This window comes from Catalinimonas alkaloidigena (assembly GCF_029504655.1).
GTDB classification, from domain to species: Bacteria; Bacteroidota; Bacteroidia; order Cytophagales; family Cyclobacteriaceae; genus Catalinimonas; species Catalinimonas alkaloidigena.
Genome location: NZ_JAQFIL010000001.1, coordinates 4,876,948 through 4,896,295, shown reverse-complemented (window position 1 = coordinate 4,896,295; position 19,348 = coordinate 4,876,948). Strand labels below are relative to the sequence as shown.

The following is a 19,348-nucleotide window of genomic DNA, read 5'->3' as shown; positions in this document are numbered from 1 at the left end:
TTTTTAATGTAAAAGTTATGGCTCAATTATTTTACTCCCTTCTCTATTCTGGTATGCTACTACTCATGGTAGGTATGGTTGTGCCTGGAATATCCCAGTCTCTCGCTCTATCTTCAACTAATCCGGCACAGAAACCACAAGAACAGCAAATAGCGCTGGTGGATGTCCTGACTGCGCTGGAAGATAAACTAGGTATATCCTTTGATTATGCAAACACAATGATAAAAGATAAGAAGGTTCCTTCTAAAGTCATAAAAGAAAATCCGACTGATGTGGACTGGTATCTGAACAAAATATTATCGCCTCTCCAGCTACAGGTCAAAAAATTTGGGGATGATACCTACCTGATTTATCCTAAAAAGGAAGAAAGCAAGCTTCAGTATAATCCAGCACACCTTCAGCTGAATAATTCGTCTGCTTTTCATAATACGTCATATTCTATTCCTAAAGTGTTTTTGAGAATGAAGAATGAGGGAATTGAAAGAGTCATTCAGGGAGTAGTAAGAGACAAAGAGGATGGAGGGCCACTACCTGGAGTGAATGTACTTGTAAAAAATACTACAATTGGTACAGTCACGGATGGGGAGGGGAGTTATACAATCAATGTGCCCAATGAGGATGACGTATTGGTCTTTTCTACTATTGGATACATTACACAGGAGGTAACATTGAATGGAAGGTCAGAAATTGATGTGTCTATGGATGTGAATGTTCAAAGTTTGGACGAAGTCGTGGTAACGGCATTAGGAATCAAGAAAGAAACAAAAAAATTAGGATACGCCGTATCAACTGTTGAGTCAGAACAAGTAACGGTGAACCGTACAACCAACTTCATACAGTCTTTACAAGGGAAAGTAGCTGGTGTAAATATCGCCGGTATGGCTACCGGTGCAGGAGGTTCAAGTACTATAAGGATTAGGGGACAGTCTGCTTTTGCTGGGGATAACCAGCCTTTGATTGTCGTAGACGGAATACCAATCAACAATACGCGCCAATACAGTGGCACTCAAGGTGCAAACAACTCGGACACAGGAGATGGTTTAATCAGCATCAACCCAGATATTATTGAGTCTATGTCAGTGTTGAAAGGAGGAGCTGCAGCAGCTTTATATGGCTCCAGGGCCAAAGATGGAGTAATCATGATCACCACTAAAAACCGTAGAGGAAAGAGAGGGCTAGGGATAACCTGGAATAGTAATTTTACCATAGACAGGGCTGTTGATGATACAGACTTTCAGTATGAATATGGGCAGGGAGAAAGAGGAGTAAGGCCTACTTCACCTTTTCCCGATTCAGGAGTATGGAGCTTTGGTGAAAAAATAGAACCGGGAATGACGCAGGTATTATTTGATGGAGAAGAAGTGCCTTATGTGCCACAGCGAAATCAGATTACTGATTTTTACGATGGAGGGTCTACTTTTACTAATACCCTTTCTATTGCTTCCGGAGGAGAAAATGGAGGTTTTAACCTTTCGTTATCTCAACTTAATAACGATGGCATCACTCCCAATTCAGGTTTTGAAAGGTATAATGCCAGTCTGGGGTTCACACAAAATATCGCATCAAAATTTAGTATTTCTGGAAATCTCAATTATAGCAGAGAGATTCATACTAACCCTCCGCAAATCGTAGCTCAGGATATGACATCCACGAAGACGATATATACTCTGGCGAACACTATGCCTTTATATCTTTTAGAAAAATACCAAAGGGATGAAAATGGCAATGAGATCATTTATTCTAGATTTCGTAACAGAACCAATCCTTATCTCTCCGTAAATGATCATTTCAATAATGTTCAAAGGGACCGAATCTATGGTAACATTACTATGCGGTATAACTTTGCTGACTGGCTCTATGTACAAGGCAGAGTCGGACAGGATTACTACTCCCGTGAACAGGAACTCAATTTTCCATCTTTAATGGCAGGCACATCTCCGGCACCTCCGGGTTTTATAAATGGAGCTGTTACTCAAGATCAGCGGAGGTTCAGAGAAATCAATTCAGATTTTTTGATAGGTGCTGAGCAGGAATTTAATGAGAAGTTTGGACTTAGCCTTACGCTTGGAGGAAATATCATGTATCAGCGCTCTGATCGTAACAGTATACGCGGACAGGATTTTATCGTGCCATGGTTATATACAATCGCCAATACAAGGGTTAGAGATCCACTTTATGAATATTCTGAACGCCGGGTCAATTCTTTGTACGGAGCAGCAGAATTTTCCTATAATGACTACCTGTTTCTGAGTGTTACGGGACGAAACGATTGGTTTTCCACCCTTTCTCCCGAAGAGAGAAGTGTGTGCTTTACCCTTCAGTTTCCGGTAGTTTTGTTTTCTCACAGGCCTTCGCAGGTTTACCTAACTGGATGAATTTAGGAAAGATCAGGGCTGCATATGCTGAAGTTGGCAGTGACACCGATGTTGCGCCTTTTTCTCATATGCTAGGCTACACTATTAATAGTAATTTGTTTCAGGGGCCTACCTCTGTACAACCTTTGGGAGCGATCGGTACAAGTGTTGTTCCAAATCCAAACCTTCGTCCTATGAGAGTAAAAGAGTATGAGTTTGGTCTTAACGTACAGCTATTTGACCGCATTAACTTTGATATCACTTATTACAATAAACTGAGTATAGATCAAATTTTACAGGCTGCCATCTCCAATACGTCTGGCTTTACTTCACAATTAATTAATGTAGGAGAAAGTGTTAACAAAGGAGTGGAAATACTACTTAATGTAACTCCCATCCAAAAGGATGCATTCTCCTGGGATGTTACATTTAACGGCGCTTATAACACTTCTGAGGTACTGAAATTAGGTTTAGATGGTAGTGATGTTTCAATCGGAGGGACAATTCGCCAAGTAGTAGGATTGCCTTTAGGGCAAATATACAATAGAGGGTACCTACGGGATGATCAGGGTAGAAAAATATTCAATCCAAATAATGGATTGCCTGAAACAACAGCTGAAGAAATTCACCTGGGCAGCGCTATTCCCAAATGGGTAGGGGGCATTACCAATACGCTTAATTATAAAGGTTTAAGTGTATCTGCCCTGGTTGATTTCAAATTGGGTCATGATTTAATCTCCTCTGCCGAATTTGATTATGTACGACATGGGAAACATAAAAAGACTTTGGTTGGACGAGCAGAAGGGTATGTTATTGGAGTAGGCGTTACGCCTGATGGTAATTCTAATACTACCCAGGTTGACGTACAGACCTATTATGAAGCTGATGCGCGCATCAGAGAGGATTTTGTCTATAATGCAGGTTTTTGGAAGTTACGTCAGGTCACAATTGGCTATGATTTCACACATTTAAATGGGCTTACCGAATTTTTACCCGTGCAAGGACTTACGTTGAGTGCAGTTGCTAATAACGTGTATACTATTAAAAGATGGACTGAAAACATGGATCCTGAACAGGTACATCAGATCAACGGTACTCAGGATATTGCGCTTCCTATGGTACGTAGCTATGGACTTAATCTGAGAGTTCAGTTTTAAGGCTTGATAAATTTTCGTCAACAAAATTTTGAAAATAAACACTCATTAAGATGAAGAAAATAAATATTTCTCTACTGATGATAATTTTTAGCTTGAGCATAGTACACACAAGCTGCGATGAAGGATTCGAAGAGCTAAATACAAGTGATATTGCAATCAATGAATTGGACCCTGTTCCTATCTTAAATCACGCAGTATGGAGATCATCTCCATATTTTTTCAGGCATACCATGATCTATGAAATGGCTATAGTGCAGCATATGGTTACCCCTTTTGGTACCTCATTAGCCGGGGGCAATTACAACCAGGAAAATTTTCCTATTGCACAATATACCTGGGAAAACCATTATGAAAATATCATTAGGAATAGCGTTGATATAATATCAAAATATAAAGATGATACCAATCGCTCTAATATCTATAATATGGCAAGAATCATCCGGGTATATGGGGGTATGGTGTTGACTGACACTTACGGAGATGTCCCCTACATAAATGCTGGATTAGGGTTTATTGAAAGAAATGATGCTCCTGTATACGATTCGCAGGAATCCATTTATATGAGTATATTAAGTGAGCTGGAAGAAGCTACTGCATCATTAAGTTCAGATAGCCGGATAGAGAGTGGTGATATTTTATATGCTGGAGACATTATCCAATGGAAGCGCTTCGGTTATTCATTAATGTTACGTGCAGCCATGAGGCTTACTAAAGTAAATCCTGCCTTGGCGCAGGAGTATGTAGGAAAAGCAGTGAGCGGTGGCGTTATGGAATCGAATGATGATAATGCTATGGTTCGTCATTCATCTAATTTTACAAATTTCTTGGGCGGAGAACTGAATGGATCAGAAGCGGCTAACTTTTACATGACAAAACCTTTAGTAGATTTTTTTCAGTCCAATGATGATCCAAGGCTGGGTGTTATGGCTGTCCGCTATGTGGGAGCTACCAGTGGTAGTGGGCAAACCGAAGCCGTAGCTACCCGTGATTCTAACGATCAAATAGGCTTACCTATGGGATACGATAACAATACTATAGGTGTTAGGGCTGAAGCTGACGGAATAGGCAGTTTCTATAGCTATACCCAGTTTGACAGAAATACGATCGGAAAACAGACAGCTCCCTTTTTTATACTTACGTATGCACAGACGCAGTTTTTGTTAGCAGAAGCTGCTGTTAGGGGATGGGCTGATGGTGAGGCTGCTGACTATTTTGCAAACGGTATCCGAGGGCATATGGAGCAATTAGAAATTCATGATTCCAACTTAGCTATTGAAGAAACTGCTATCAATGCATATATACGAGCGCATCCATTAGAGGCTGGCAGTGAGCTAGAACAAATTAACACCCAATACTGGGTAGCCAGTCTTTTTAATTCCCAGGAGGCATTTGCAAACTTCCGTCGCTCAGGTTATCCGGCATTAGTACCCAATCCATATCCTCAAAGCTCAATTTCTGGAGACTTTATTCGTCGCCTGACCTATCATACCAGTGAATACACTAATAATTTGGAAAATATTAACACTGCCATAAATAGACAAGGGCCCGATAAGTTAGATACCAGAGTTTGGTGGGATCAGTAAGATTAAGCTTTCAGTTTTTACTTAAATATACTCCAAAAATGGATAGAAGAAATGTCATCAAAAATTTAGGGTTAGGGTTAGCTAGTGGTACCATAGGAGCCTTGGGCCTGACTGAAAAAGCTATGGCCCAAGGTTTTGAAGCTGCAAAATACCAGAAGGCAACCAATGGTTTACCTCCAATAAAAATAACCAACGTCAAAGCAATTTCCACACGACCGAGCGGTTCTGGTTCTAATTTAGTTGTAGTCAAAGTTGAGACCAGCGAACCTGGATTGTATGGGCTTGGGTGTGCTACTTTCACTCAGCGGGCACATGCCGTTATTACAGCAGTTGACAAATATTTAAACGATTTTTGTACTGGTAAAAGTGCTGATAATATTGAAGACATGTGGCAGTCAACTTACCACAGTTCTTACTGGAGAAACGGTCCTGTTCTAAATAATGCTCTGAGTGGGTTAGACCAGGCACTTTGGGATATCAAAGGTAAACGCGCCAACATGCCTGTTTATGAACTATTAGGAGGAAAAGTTCGTATCGCACCTCCTACCTATACCCATGCGAGTGGTAATAGTCCTGAAGAAGTGGCTGACAAAGTACAGGAATACATGGATTTAGGATATAAACATGTCCGAATCCAGATGGGAGGGTACAGTGGTGTGAGTGATTTGGAACCGGATTTTAAAAAAGTAGGCTTTGGTCATGAAACAGATAACTTTATGGACCAATATGCTTATTTAAAGGGTGTTCCTAAAATGTTTGAAGCAGTACGAAAAGCTTGTGGGGAGCGGGTTGAACTCTGTCATGATGTTCACGAACGGATTCAGCCCAATGATGCTATTAACCTTTGTAAAGAATTAGAACAATACCGCCCTTTTTTTATTGAAGATCCTTTTTCCCCTGAAAACATTGCCTATTTTGAACAATTACGTGGGCAAAGCAGTGTGCCATTGGCGATGGGAGAATTATTCAATAGCCCGCATGAATGGGTGGAGCCCATGAGCAAAAGGTGGTATGATTTCATAAGAATTCATATTTCACAAATTGGAGGAATTACCCCTGCCATGAAAGTAGCCCGGCTCGGAGAATGGTTTAATGTGAAAACAGCATGGCATGGCCCAGGTGATACCTCTCCCGTAGGACATGCCGCCAATACTCATATTTCTCTGGCGGTATGGAACTTTGGCATTTTGGAAATGCACAGGACCGTAAGTGACGAAATACAGGAAGTTTTTCCGGGTGCTCCCTACAGTGGAGATGGATATGCACATATCAACGAGGCTCCTGGACTTGGCGTAGATATCAACGAGGACGCTGCCGCTAAGTGGCCAATTGCAGAGTCATTTCCAGGTTTTGGGAGAGTACGCAAGTTCGATGGTACTCCTATCAGACCTTAGAAAATATGTATTAGGATACTTTATATAAATTTTATTGTAAGCAAGATGATGCACAGGAAAAGCTTCAATAGCTATAGGCTGTATGGAGCTTTTTTAGAAAATAGCCTCAGGTTTCGAGAATTTCAAATTTTGGTAAATAAACCCTTATAATACGATTTGCTATTTGAGCAGTAGTGAGAGAAAGTGTAGTATTTCATACTCTTATACACTGCAATTTCTGTAGCTTTAGTAGCAATTTACAGCAAGAAAAGCTTGCCAGGAATTGCAATACCTTGAGCCAATATATAAGTCTATTTTAGCGTTTACTTTTTTTCTTAGCATATATTAAGTTTATACATCAGTTTTAGCCTCCATATACCGTAATTTTATCCCTTATAAGCCTGTGTAAATGAATGTGTTAAGCAAAAAAATCAAAATGTGTGACTTGCAAGAAATAGTTTAATCTCAAAGAGGTAGAACGTACTAGAAAAAGATGGACTTCATACTTTTTAGATAGACACTTCATTCTACTCTTGAATAATGACCATCCCAGTTCATGATGATTAGCATCCAGGCTCATCAAGTGTCATGTAATCCTGTTATGTCTTGTCCTGTTAAATACCCTGGCAATATTGAGCAAAGATCTAGCTTTAACTTCATACTGCCGTAGAAGGCGATTGGAAGATTTTAATTAAGAATGCTGACTAGCATTTAGGTGAGTAGCAATAATTCTTGGTTTAATTTGGCTTATGGGACTAATAAATTGAAAAGGAATATTATGGAAAAACATATATAAGGTGATTTTTATAAAAAAAATGTACAAACAACGATTTAATCGTTAATAATATTGACATTTTTTTATACATTGACTTGACAACCTATTTTTCTTATGCAGCAGGATTCCCCTATAAAACCTCATCCAGATAGTTGGAAGGTATCCAAAACACATAATACAGAATCTGAACTATGGAATAATATGAGGTTAGGGGATGAATCTTCTTTTATGGTGATTTATCAAAAATTCTTCACTGTTCTTTATAATTATGGTTCTAAAATCTGTAGTGATAAGGAAATAGTCAAAGATTGTATTCAAGAGGTTTTTATTGAAATTTGGAAACAAAGAGCTAATATCTCTGAAACAGATTCTGTCAAATACTATCTGTTTGCTGCCTTGAAGAGAAGAATCATAAAAGAACTCCAAAAGAATATAGTATTTGAAACGGGCGCGGCTTATCAACTCTTGCATATTTCTGAACTTAATTCCGAAGAAATTATCATTTCTGAAGAGGTGACTGATGAGCAAAAAAAGAGAATTAGTGCAGCAATGAAAAAGCTAAGCAAAAGGCAACAAGAAGTAATCCGACTTAAGTATTTTCAAAACTTGAAAAGTGATGAAATTGCCCAGAAATTATCTATGAAAGTAGAATCTGCTTATAATCTTGTATCTAAAGCTCTAACTCTACTAAAAAAGCACATATCTCAAGTTTCAATTTTAGCTTTTTTACTTCGATTTCTTTAGCAATTAATATTCGCCTATAATAACAGTCCTGGCACCAAATTAGTCCTCCGTTCTTTAATATATTTTCAATGATTATCAGGAAAAATTGCTATGTGTGTAAATATTTAAATTTATTCAAAAAAAATGATGAGGTTTTCATCATTTTCTGCTTTAGGGTATAGAAGATTATTATAATGAAATATCAGCATTACACAGCTGCTGATTTTGCACAGGATGCCTTTTTTCAAAAGTGGGTGCTGGAGCAAGATCAGGATGCGCATGCATATTGGTCAAAGTGGCTACTTGATCATCCTGGAAAGGAAGGTGAAGTGCAACAGGCTATTGAATTGATCCACGCGTTAGAATTTGATGCTGACTTTGAAAAAAATACAGCTTTCATTAGTGTATGGCAAAATATTTATAGTAGCACAATTAGTAAGCAAAGAAAACAGAATTATCATTTTGCAGCTGCTGCCTGTTTTGGCTTTCTTCTGATAGCAGGAGTTCTGGCTGTTTGGATGAATAAAAAAGAAGATGTATACCAAATATATAGCTCATCTCATGTTACTTCTACTTATATTTTGCCCGATAGCAGTACTATCATACTTAATAAGGGATCTGAATTAAAATATCGGCTAAATAAAAATAAAGACAGAGAACTATGGTTGGAAGGAGAAGGGTACTTTGAGGTAAAAAACTGGATGCCAGAAGGTCATTTTAACCCATCTTCATTTACAGTTCATACGGACAACGCATCAATTGAAGTACTTGGAACGGCTTTTAATCTTTATGAAGATACAAGTAAGACAATGGTTGTGTTGACGCATGGAAAAGTCAAAATAACTACTACAAATGATAAGCAGGTGTATCTTGAGCCTGGAGAATTTGCAGAGGTTGAAGCAAACGCATCCTTTATAAGAAAGAAAAAAGTTGATCCAGAGCTTTACACTTCATGGACAAACAATAACTTGAAATTTGATCAAACCCCATTATCTGTAATAGCCGAATGGATTGAGGACAGGTACAAAAAAAAGGTAGTTATCCCTGATTCTATGGATACAATTACCTTTACTGCAACCTTACCAAACGTCAAGCTAGATTTGCTTCTTGAGACTTTGAGTATTGCTTATCAGATTGAAGTGGAAGAAGAAGAAGACATTATCATTTTCACATTGAGTAATTAAGACCACAAATTTTTTAATACGCAACACCTATTACTATGAAACAACTTTCATCCTTCTTGAAGAAGGCTTTCATGCTATCTTGCTATAGCCTCTTCATATTCTCAGCCGTATCCGCCCAAAATTATGCGCCAATATCAAGTCCGCAAGTAGCTGCAGATGTATATTCAGATAAGCAGTCTCAAGAACAAATAAGCCTTTCATCAGCTTTGCTTAAACTGGAAAAGTCATTTTCTATAAACTTTGGTTATACAGACCACACTGTTAAAGATAAGTATGTCAATGTTGAAAGGCTAAAAGAAGTTAAGTTAGAACTAATTTTAGAAAACATACTCACCCCTTTGAATTTAAAGTACCAGAAAGTTGATAAGAGTTTTTATTTAATTGTTAACGAAGCAATAAAAGAGGATTTACCTCTTAAGATCGAAAAGGAAGAGCCTGGAAAGGCAGCTTCATCTCAGTCATTCTCCCTAGCAAAATCCTTTTCTCATAAGAGTGTTACAATTGTAAAAACAATGGATATCACTGTTTCAGGAAAAGTAACGGATATAGAGAGTGGAGAAGCATTACCAGGGGTTAATGTTCTTGTAAAAAATTCGTTGGTTGGGACAGTTACTGACGTTGAAGGCCAGTATAACATTACCGTAGCTAATGAAAACGATATTTTGATTTTTTCATCTATTGGATATCTTACCCAAGAAGTTGCAGTGAATGGAAGGGGAGTAATTGACTTAGCAATGGCTGAGGATGTGCAAAGTTTGGAGGAAGTAGTAGTTGTAGGTTATGGAACGCAGAAAAGGTCAGATGTGACAGGTTCAGTAGCTTCAATTTCAGCAGAAGACATATCGGATATACCTATGGCAAATATCAGTACTGGATTGGCAGGACGTATTCCTGGTTTGGATATTGTTTCTTCGGGTGCAGGTCCTGGCGCAGAAAATAAAATTTTGCTTCGCGGCCAACGTTCATTTACAGCTTCTAATGATCCCTTAATAATTTTAGATGGCTCACCTTATTATGGTACATTGAATGATATCAACCCTTATGACATAAAAAACGTCAATGTTTTAAAAGATGCTTCTTCTACGGCTATTTATGGAGCTCGTGGAGCTAATGGTGTTATTATTATCACTACCAAGCGTGGAACTTCAGGTTCTCCTAAATTCAGGATAGAGAGTTTTGCTGGACCACAACTAAGGTATGGAAGGTTACCTTTTGCCAATGGAGAGCAATATGCAGAAATAGGTAGGGAAGCTTATAGAGCTATGGGAGGCTATCCGGAATCAGAAACCTCACTTGAAGATGATGAAAGAATATTTGATGCAATTGAGATGGAAGCAATCAAAAAAGGTGGAGCAGGATTGGATTATCAGGATCTGCTTTTCCAAAGTGGCCATCAGCAAAAGCACCAATTAAGTGTGATAGGTGGTTCTGAAGCAGTTAAGTATAATTTTTCTGGTAGTTATTTCAATGAGGAAGGAATCATACCAGGTGAAACTTTTAGCCGCTTCAACTTAAGATCTAATCTTGATTTTACACTTTCTTCTAAAATAACCGCTGGAGCCTCTATTCTACTTAACTATACTTTGAATCAGCGCAAGACAAATGGAGCCCTAAACCAGACTTTTCAGTCGAGCCCACTGGGTAAACTTTATGAAGATGATGGCTCTCCACGATTTACAGCTACAACAGATGGGTTGGTACTAAATCCATTAGCTGACTATATCTGGGACTCATACAGATGGGATAATAAAAGGTGGGGTGCATTTGTTAATACCTTTGCTCAAGTAGAAATTATTCCTGGTTTGACTTATCGACTTAACCTAGGTACTAATCTCACCTTTGGTAACACGAAAGAATCTGCTGGATATTATTCACTGATAAGAAATCTAGGGACGCCTACAGCTCAAATAGATAACATGATTGACAACTTAAAAATGTACGAAAGTATTATTACCTATGATAAAAATTATAGTGAAAAGCATCATGTAACTGTAACTGGTGTACATGGAATCCAAGTTTCCTCGATTGATAACAGTTTAGTTGGAGTAAGTGATTTGCCCTACGAGCCTTCCCGTGCTTATAATCTTGGAAGTGCAAGTAATATTAATGCAGTAGGCTCAAATCTGGAAGAAACAGCCCTTATATCATATGCAGGACGTTTATTCTATGGATATGATAACAAATACATGTTAACCATATCCATGCGAGCTGATGGGGCTTCACAATTTTCATCTAACCACAAATGGGGATATTTTCCATCAGTGGCCGTAGCCTATAATGTAACTGAAGAAGAATTTATGCAAGGTACTAAAGATTGGCTGTCAGGACTTAAGCTACGATTAAGTTATGGTATAACTGGTAATCAAGCTATAAACCCATATCAAACACAAGGCAAATTGACGATTGATGCCTATTCTTGGAATGAGTCTCCAGGGTTTGGATATAGGCCTACAGAACTATCAAATCAAGATTTAAGGTGGGAGTCAACAGAAGTTTACAATTTGGGAGTAGATGTAGAATTTTTAGAAGGAAGAATTCAGGGTAATCTGGATATATATAATACTAATACCTATGATTTATTGATGTTTAGAAACCTTCCAATTACTTCTGGCTACAATCAAGTTTTGCAAAATGTTGGTAGCACAAATAATAAAGGCTTTGAGTTAAGCTTAAGTACTGTAAATCTCAATATTCCAAGTTTTACTTGGAGCAGTGATTTTACTTTTTTCAGAAATCGCACAAGAATAGAAGAGCTATATAATGGCAAAGAAGATGATATTGGTAATAGATGGTTTATAGGTCAGCCAATAAATGTCTATTACGATTTCCAGAAAGTAGGTATTTGGCAACTAAATGAAGTAGCCGAAGCAAAGTCTTATGGTCGTGAGCCAGGTCAGATAAAAGTGATAGATTTTGATGAAGATGGCTCAATTACTGATAATGATCGATTAGTCCTGGGAAGCCGTGAACCTGATTTTATCGCAAATCTGGTTAATAGATTTTCCTATAAAAACTGGGATGTTTCTATCAATACCTATATGAGGTGGGGAGGGATGACTTCGGTAAGTTCATTTGCACCATTCGCTAAAAAAAGATATAACAAGATGGTGTTCGATTATTGGACGCCAACTAATCCAACCAATGACTATCCAAGACCAAATCAATTGTATGAAGGCTCTGGATTGAATGGAAACACATTAACATATCGGGATGCTAGTATTATAAGTCTCCGACAACTATCGCTTGGTTATACCCTTCCTGAAGGCTTATTGAATATCTTACCTATTTCCAATGCAAGGATCTATTTATTGGGAGATAATCTCCTGTATTGGACTAAATCAGAACTACGGGAATTTAATATGAAGCCTGATTTTTCAGAAGACATCACACCTTATCCAGCCATAAGAACATTTATTGTTGGCGTTAATCTTTCCTTCTAATTTTTACACTTAACAATATGAAAACGATAATATTTTCAATTCTACTTATAGTAATAGGTTCTTCTTTACTTCAAAGTTGCTCTGATTTACTTGAAGAAGAACAAATAGTTTCACCTCCAGTAAGCACTTATTATAAAACTGCTGATGGATACAAAGGATTAGTAAACACAACCTATACTTTCTCTCGTTCTTTGTTTGCTGGGGGAAATAACTATGCTCCATTAGTGTTTTTTGGAACAGATCTTTGGACAAACGGATCGGATGCATCATTCATCGAGTTCAACGCCTATAATTCTGCAATAGAACCAGCTAATCCGGTACTATGGGAACTGTGGTCCAATTTTTATCAGGGAATAGCAGTATGCAATACAGCTATTTCCCGCTCAAGCGAAGTAAATGGTATGACTGAGGATGAAGTTAACAGTAAAGTTGCTGAGGCCTATTTTTTACGAGCTTGGTATTATCATATTCTTGTGATGCATTTTGGAGGTGTCCCCCTGAAAGTAGAAGAAGTTACAGAAGTAGAAACAACAGCAACTCGGGCTAGTGAAGATGAAGTGTATGAACAAATAATTGAAGATCTACTTTTTGCTGAACAGTTTCTTCCAACTGAGCAGTCAGATTTCGGTCGTGCCACAAAACCAGCTGCACAGGCTTTACTTGCAAGGGTTTATCTTACCCGTGAACAAAATGAGATGGCAGCTACTTATGCGAAAAAAGTAATTAACGATTATAATTTCTCATTACTCAATGACTATGCTGATCTTTGGGATGTTGCCAACAGAGAAAATTCTGAAGTAATTTGGTCAATTCAGTTCTCTCAAGACGAGAGGTTGAATGGACTGGGAAATTCTTACTTTTTGTTCTTTACTCCACGATATGATCTGCAGCCAGGTATGAAACGAGCCTTAGAAAATGATCGTCCCTGGCCTCGTTTTTTAGCTTCTCGTTTTTACCTTGACCTGTTACAGTCCAATCGTTGGAGAGACTCAAGATATGATAAATCCTGGAAAGAAGTTTGGTATGCCAATAATGAAAATACGCTACTTCCTGAAATGCAAATTGGTGATACCGCCTTCATCTATGTGCCTTATGAAGTTCCGGAAGAAGTAAAAGAAGCTAAGAAAAATGAATATGGCATTTTTGATATCAATGATTTGTATGACGGAGAAAATACAATTGGATCTCTTGAGCTTTTTCCACAGATGCGGAAGTATAAAGATCCATTGCGTCCCGCTATCAATAGCGGAGTTGGAACCAAGAATGTGATTGAGTTGCGTTTAGCTGAAATGTATCTTATTGCGGCTGAAGCTGTAATGAAGCAGGGTAAGCTTTCAGAGGGAGTAGGGTTAATAAATGAGGTGCGTCTGCGTGCCGCATGGCCAGGAATGGAAGAAAATATGAAGATCAGTGAAAGTAATCTAACCCTTGATTTCATTTTAAATGAAAGAGCATTAGAATTAGGTGGGGAAAGATTACGTTGGGCAGATTTGAAACGCACAGGTATGCTCTTAGAAAGAGTTAAGATGTATAATCCAACTGGGCGTGCTAATATAACTGAAAAACACCTATTACGGCCTATCCCTAGTAATATGATTGATAGATTAACAAACAGAGAAGAGTTTCAACAGAATCCAGGATACTAGGTAGTAAGGTATCTAATTTTTTAATACTTAAGAATGTATAGGATATGTCAAATCAATTCAATAAACAGAATATCAGCTTAATTGTTACTCTTGTTTTTCTGGTTAAAAAAGGAGTTTGTGCTCAAATAAATCAGAATAATCGGAATAAAGAAGGAGTTGAACTTTGGTATGTTAGTAGGGAATGGTTTACAATTTATTCCTCATTCCTCTATAAACCAAGATGAATTTGTAAAGCAGTATCAAACCAATAAAGAATGGTGGGACAACGCCTTTAGTTTCCTTAAAAGTAATAATCTAGTGTTATTAGCTCCAGGACGATATGTCATAGAAGAGGGTAACATATTTGCCTCTGTGAGTGAAACATTTGCTCTAGATATTGATAGTATCAAATGGGAGGCGCATAAAAATTTTAATGATTTACAATATACCATAAGGGGAAAAGTAAAAATGGGAATCTTTCCAGTTTCATCAGCTAGTATGATTGAGCCTTATGATAGTAAAAAGTATGTATCATTTATGATACAGAAGGCCAATGCTACTTGCCAGAACCTGAAACCTTCTTTATATTTTCTGAGAAGACGTTCATCGAGCTGGTATCAAAGTGGACGGATATGATGTAGTAAAGAAGATAATCATTAAAATTAGATCAAGTAGTTAAGCATTTATTTTATTGAAATCATTTTGGTTTCAATGGGATAAGAATGAGTCATACTATTAAACTAATACAAAACCTGAAACCATGAAAAACACAGTCCTGCCTTTAATCTTCATCATTTTAATTACAAGCTATTGTGTACAAGCACAGCAAATTGGTTCTTCTCCTGAGTATGTTAAAGCATTAACATCGCACTGGAAAGGAGAAAGGCTAGCGGATGGACGTCCAAATGTTTCTGACGAAATCCTGGAACGTTTACAAAATGTCACTCTTGAACAAGCATGGGGGTACCTCCAAAGAAAAGGGTATAAAAATCAGGTTGAGGGAGATTGGATAATCATACAGCCTGATCAGGTCATGACTGGCCGTGTAGTAACCGCTCAATTTATGCCTACAAGACCAGATTTAGATAGTCTGGTAAGAGCTCAGGGTAAGGATGAGGGACGTTCCCAGAAAGGGGGAATCAATACCTGGCCCATCGATGTGCTGTCAGAAGGCGACGTGTATGTTGCTGATGGGTATGGCAAAGTGAAAGATGGCACCTTGATAGGTTCAAGTCTGGGTAACGCTATATATGGTAAAACAGGCAAAGGGGTAATATTCTACGGCTCAGTCAGGGATATGGAAGAACTCACCGATACAAAAGGATTCAACGGCTGGGTAAAAGGGCAGCACCCTTCCGCTATAAAAGATATGACACCCACCTCGATAAACGCACCCATTAGAATAGGATCAGTAACAGTTTTTCCCGGCGATGTGGTACTGGCAAATAAATACGGAACAGTATTTATTCCTGCACACCTGGTAGTAGATCTGGTCACCTCATCTGAAATGACAGCTTTGCGCGATGAGTTTGAGAGGGTAAGATTGCAAGAGAATAAATACTTAACCGGAGAGATACATGGAGACTGGTCAGAAAAAATTAAAGATGACTTTAGGGCTTGGGTTGATCAATATCCAGGAAAAACAGCTATTACAAGTAAGGATGTAGATGCATATTTATCTAAAAGAGAGCATGATCATTAGCAAGCTCATGTTATTGGTGTGATGAATCTTTCGAAACATCACACCTTTAGCTGATTTTAGCATATCCTGTGACCGTCAGTTTTTTCAGACTAAGTGCACGGAAATAAGAACCTAAGAAGCTGTTGTAATTCAGCTTCTAAAAATCAATCTTCCTTACCTGCCCTCTTTTTCCAATGGTAGGCTTAGAAGAGCATCTGCCCCATTCCCTTATTGATGCGTACTCACCAAAAAGAGTAGGAGAGAGGGAGAGACGATATAAGCGATGCATGTTCTTCTCGTCATTGTCTCGTTCCAGGTAGGCTATTATCATGAAACTTTCTTTTCAGGTGGGTTTTCACGAACGATCTTGTAAAGGGTAGACTTGGAGATATGGAACGTCTCCAGGATCTCAGCAATGCTGTGATCCTTATCATGATAGAGCTTGATCAATAACTTCTGTTTGTTTTTATCCAGGGCAGGAGGGCGGCCACCCATTCTACCCCGAGCTCTTGCAGACAATAAGCCAGCTTGAGTTCTTTCCCGGATCAGGTCCGGTCTGGAGGACTACGCTCAAATTCTGTAAGGGCTCCGAACATGGACTAGGCGTCCCCTGAAAGATGAGCTTCCCTCCGGAAGTAGTCTGGACGACCCCATAGTATCACTAGATTTCTGCAAACTCTTAAAAGAGATGCCTTTCAGCTCGGGCTCCTTAGATGGTATCTTCAAAGATGCGTTCGCACCCTGCTTTTTGTAAAGCATCTTTTTGCAGGTTCAGGTTCTGATCCACGGTGGAGACACGAGTATATCCAATAAGCATATAAAATTGAGGTCTTAAGGTTTTTATTTGTTTACCCTGGCAAGATACATAGAATAGATCTGAAAAGTACGAAAAGCCTGCTTTATAACTAGCTTATAATACTTTGATTTATAAACCGAGTTATTCACAAGGGGATAAAAGCAAAAATTGGCTTTGAAGAGCGTATAAGCACTTTTAGAAAAAGCAGAAATAGGGCAGAGTAGGGGGTGTGAAAAACATCCCTTTTTCACACGGGTCATGTCACTGATATTTTTTTCTAAAGTCTCGTGGAGTACAGCGGTTTAACTTTTGAAAAGCAGCATTAAAACGACTGATTGAATTAAATCCGCATTCAAAAGCAACTTCAGTAATGCTTGTAGCTGTTACTATTAGTTTTCTTTGTGCATGAGAAATTCTTTCTTCGGTAATGTATTCACTCAATGTGCTGCCAAAAGCTTTTTTGAAAATAGCGTTGGCATAATCTGGATGAAACCCAACGGCCTCTCCTATATCAGAAACTTTAATTGGTTTGTGATAATTTTGAGCTATGTAACTGGCAATTTTTTCAACCGGACTTACTTCATTTATATGAATAGGAGAATGCTTATGCTGCTTACTTGCCAGGTAACTATCTGCCATTCTACTTAATCGGGCCTGCATTTCTAGTAAAGCCACTTCAGCAGAACGATTACTTTGAAGATCCTTTATCCAATTTTTAAACAAAAACTCATCATACCCAGAATGTTGATCAGAAGCCTCCAGTAAAAGTTCTCCCTTTAAAACCTTATCAACAAAAGAGGCAGGAAGCTTCCACGCTAGAAATTGAGAAAGAGGAATGGTGCTAACAAAATATGGAGAACTACCTTCATGGTGAACAATTTGATGAGGGATAAGCCCCCAAAATAGTGTAAGCCTTTTTGCTGGAATAGTGATTCTTTGGTCTTTAAAGAGATAAGTGATGGACCCTTCAGTAAAATAGTTGATTTCGATCTCATTATGTCGGTCTGGCTTTCTCATTAGGTTAGGTGCCCACAGTTCACATGTTAAGCCATAGGGCTCAAACTCTTGCCGACTTTCATTAAAAGTATTTAAAATATCGGAATTCAATATGTTTAGCTTTAATAACAGGTAGTTTAGATATATATACGATGTTAAATTTACGATTTCAGATCAATTATATATACTATAGATATGAAAAAATCTTTGGAGCTGAGGACATGATAAGGTTTAAAAAGAGTTAGGCTTAAGAGCGTAGCTTTACAATAAGAGGATCTAAGTAGAAGGGTAAATTCTAAAAAAATATGAAAAACAACAATTCTAAGACTATACTTCTCATACTTTATGTTCTCACGTCTGTAACCAATTTTGCACATAGCCAACTAGCCTTTCCAGGAGCCGAAGGGTTTGGAGCGTATGCTAAAGGTGGGCGAGGAGGAAAGGTATTTTATGTAACAAACCTCAATGATGGCGGCCAGGGGAGCTTACGCTGGGCAGTAGAGCAGAAAGGTCCTCGTACAATTGTATTTAGCGTATCTGGTACAATTGAGCTTAAGGAAAGACTGGATATCGTTAACCCTTATCTAACAATTGCTGGACAAACCGCACCGGGGGATGGAATCTGCTTAAAAGGTGAGACACTACGTGTAAGGGCGAATCACGTCATTATTCGTTACATAAGAGTACGTTTAGGTGATGGCAAACATGGTGAGGGTTCCAAACAGGGTAAGGATGCTATTGATATATCTATGGGGGAGCATATAATTGTTGATCATTGTTCTGCCAGCTGGAGTCTGGATGAAGTATTATCTTCTTCCACCGATGAACCTACGCTAACCAATGTAACTGTACAGTGGTGTTTTATTACTGAAGGATTAAATGTTGACGGGCACGGTTTCGGATCTCTGATTCGTGGAACCGGAGGGGCAAGATACAGTTACTTACACAACCTGTACGCTCATAATCATGGGCGTAATCCTCGCCCCGGAAACTACGACTCCAATCCTTATGAAGAAGATCCAGAAGGTTTACTTTTAGATTTCAGGAATAATGTAATCTACAACTGGGGGGGCGGACATGCAGGTTATAACAACGACTCTAAAAGTGTTACACGCCTTAACTACGTGAGCAACTATCTAATCCCAGGACAAGGTTCCAAGCCAACGGGTATTGCCTACTACACCGGTTCATCGCCTCATAACCGCTCTTACTTTGAGGATAATTATTACAGTGATACACTCCCAAAGAACCAGTGGGCGTTGGTCAGGTTTCGCGATGATTGGACAGCTGAAGAAATCCGAGCTTATAAGCAGAACGAACCTTTTGAAACCGGCCCGGTAAAAGAGGAAGATGCAAAATCTGCCTACGAGCAAGTGCTCGTAAATGGTGGAGCCAGTCTGCCAGGACGAGATCAGGTAGACCTTCGTATTGTAAATGACGTTAGGAATCGCACTGGCAGAATCATTAAGAGCCAGGAGGATGTTGAGGGATGGCCTGAGCTAAAAAGTAAGCCAACCCCACAGGATTCTGATCGTGATGGTATGCCCGATGATTGGGAAAAGAAAAATGACCTAAATCCCAATGATGCCAATGACAGAAACCAGATTACAGCTGAGGGTTATACCATGTTGGAGCAATACCTGAACAGTATTCATTGAAAT

Annotated in this window: 15 protein-coding genes; 11 read left to right on the top strand and 4 right to left on the bottom strand. The window is 38.7% G+C overall.

All coding sequences use genetic code 11. From position 1 onward, the window contains the following. Positions 1-17: 17 nt before the first annotated feature. The 10 genes from OKW21_RS19995 (at position 18) to OKW21_RS19950 (ending at position 15,916) form a co-directional block, all read left to right on the top strand. On the top strand, positions 18-2,375 hold the full coding sequence (locus OKW21_RS19995; protein WP_277482564.1) for a SusC/RagA family TonB-linked outer membrane protein: 2,358 nt from the start codon (positions 18-20) through the stop codon (positions 2,373-2,375). Then, positions 2,372-3,511, top strand: a complete 1,140-nt coding sequence (locus tag OKW21_RS19990) for a TonB-dependent receptor domain-containing protein (protein WP_277482563.1) — start codon at positions 2,372-2,374, stop codon at positions 3,509-3,511. The genes OKW21_RS19995 and OKW21_RS19990 overlap by 4 nt, the downstream gene beginning before the upstream one ends. A 50-nt stretch (positions 3,512-3,561) precedes the next feature. After that, positions 3,562-5,094: a SusD/RagB family nutrient-binding outer membrane lipoprotein gene (locus tag OKW21_RS19985; RefSeq protein WP_277482561.1), complete on the top strand. Its 1,533-nt coding sequence runs from the start codon at positions 3,562-3,564 to the stop codon at positions 5,092-5,094. Positions 5,095-5,132: 38 nt separating this feature from the next. After that, complete coding sequence (locus OKW21_RS19980) at positions 5,133-6,488, top strand: enolase C-terminal domain-like protein (RefSeq protein ID WP_277482560.1); 1,356 nt, start codon at positions 5,133-5,135, stop codon at positions 6,486-6,488. Positions 6,489-7,356: 868 nt separating this feature from the next. Continuing rightward, positions 7,357-7,986 carry an RNA polymerase sigma factor gene (locus OKW21_RS19975; protein WP_277482558.1) on the top strand — a complete coding sequence of 210 codons (630 nt, stop codon included), beginning with the start codon at positions 7,357-7,359 and terminating at the stop codon, positions 7,984-7,986. 173 nt (positions 7,987-8,159) lie between these two features. Beyond that, entirely contained in the window at positions 8,160-9,149 is a 990-nt protein-coding gene (locus OKW21_RS19970; protein WP_277482557.1) for a FecR family protein, read from the top strand. Between the two features lie 35 nt (positions 9,150-9,184). After that, positions 9,185-12,589, top strand: a complete 3,405-nt coding sequence (locus OKW21_RS19965; RefSeq protein WP_277482556.1) for a SusC/RagA family TonB-linked outer membrane protein — start codon at positions 9,185-9,187, stop codon at positions 12,587-12,589. A gap of 17 nt (positions 12,590-12,606) precedes the next feature. Beyond that, positions 12,607-14,235 carry a RagB/SusD family nutrient uptake outer membrane protein gene (locus OKW21_RS19960; RefSeq protein ID WP_277482555.1) on the top strand — a complete coding sequence of 543 codons (1,629 nt, stop codon included), beginning with the start codon at positions 12,607-12,609 and terminating at the stop codon, positions 14,233-14,235. Between the two features lie 168 nt (positions 14,236-14,403). After that, on the top strand, positions 14,404-14,850 hold the full coding sequence (locus OKW21_RS19955; RefSeq protein ID WP_277482553.1) for a NanQ anomerase/TabA/YiaL family protein: 447 nt from the start codon (positions 14,404-14,406) through the stop codon (positions 14,848-14,850). 124 nt (positions 14,851-14,974) lie between these two features. Beyond that, positions 14,975-15,916, top strand: a complete 942-nt coding sequence (locus OKW21_RS19950) for an RraA family protein (RefSeq protein ID WP_277482551.1) — start codon at positions 14,975-14,977, stop codon at positions 15,914-15,916. Between the two features lie 136 nt (positions 15,917-16,052). Here the strand turns inward: OKW21_RS19950 and OKW21_RS19945 are convergent, their stop codons facing one another. The 4 genes from OKW21_RS19945 to OKW21_RS19930 all read right to left on the bottom strand — a co-directional run bounded on the left by OKW21_RS19945 (position 16,053) and on the right by OKW21_RS19930 (position 17,708). Then, a complete protein-coding gene (locus OKW21_RS19945) occupies positions 16,053-16,226 on the bottom strand; it encodes a WGR domain-containing protein (RefSeq protein ID WP_277482549.1) in 174 nt (57 codons plus the stop codon). Continuing rightward, positions 16,223-16,414: a helix-turn-helix domain-containing protein gene (locus tag OKW21_RS32860; protein WP_277482547.1), complete on the bottom strand. Its 192-nt coding sequence runs from the start codon at positions 16,412-16,414 to the stop codon at positions 16,223-16,225. The genes OKW21_RS19945 and OKW21_RS32860 overlap by 4 nt, the downstream gene beginning before the upstream one ends. A gap of 190 nt (positions 16,415-16,604) precedes the next feature. After that, complete coding sequence (locus OKW21_RS32855) at positions 16,605-16,712, bottom strand: recombinase family protein (RefSeq protein WP_477099976.1); 108 nt, start codon at positions 16,710-16,712, stop codon at positions 16,605-16,607. A 240-nt stretch (positions 16,713-16,952) separates the two neighbouring features. After that, positions 16,953-17,708: a helix-turn-helix domain-containing protein gene (locus OKW21_RS19930; protein WP_277482543.1), complete on the bottom strand. Its 756-nt coding sequence runs from the start codon at positions 17,706-17,708 to the stop codon at positions 16,953-16,955. A 284-nt stretch (positions 17,709-17,992) separates the two neighbouring features. Here OKW21_RS19930 and OKW21_RS19925 point away from each other — a divergent pair, with 284 nt between their 5' ends. Continuing rightward, positions 17,993-19,345 (top strand): pectate lyase family protein, encoded by a 1,353-nt coding sequence (locus tag OKW21_RS19925; protein ID WP_277482540.1) that lies wholly within the window; start codon positions 17,993-17,995, stop codon positions 19,343-19,345. Positions 19,346-19,348: the final 3 nt, after the last annotated feature.